General features: G+C 44.9%; 1 protein-coding gene. It reads right to left on the bottom strand.

The window, feature by feature from the left end:
- On the bottom strand, positions 1–506 hold a 506-nt coding region (locus ADI86_RS11950), incomplete at both ends, for an SSURE domain-containing protein (protein WP_049531837.1).

Raw genomic sequence — 506 nt, 5'->3', positions numbered from 1 at the left:
CCGTTGTCTGACCATGGAGCTTTATCAGAAGCTTTCAAGATAAGGCGAGTCAACATACCATCTCCGGCGAAGAATTCGTATGGAATAACTTGGTTGACACCAGCTGTGAATGGACCAGGGAAGTTGGCCTTGTCCAAGTAAGTAGCTGGAACATCCACTGTATCTTTGGTGTTGTCAGCCACACCTTTTTGAACTTCAGCTGGAGTGGTCAAGCCGTTCAAGTTGACATCCAGATCCTTAGTCGCTACGAGATTGCTCAAATCTGCCTTGCCGTCTTTAGCACCGTACACCTTGATAGTAGCTTTATAGCTTTGCGTACCATTTTGTTTCAAGAGGTCTAATAAATCTTTATCTGACTTACCTTGAGTACCTGCCAAGTCTACTTCATAGAAGTAAAGGCCTTTGCCCAATTTCTCTACTGGTGGAAGGGCTGGATTTTTGGCTGAACCGTTGTCTGACCATGGAGCTTTATCAGAAGCTTTCAAGATAAGGCGAGTCAACATACC

The organism is Streptococcus pseudopneumoniae, from assembly GCF_001074975.1.
GTDB classification, from domain to species: Bacteria; Bacillota; Bacilli; order Lactobacillales; family Streptococcaceae; genus Streptococcus; species Streptococcus pseudopneumoniae_D.
This window is presented reverse-complemented; position numbering and strand designations above follow the sequence as displayed.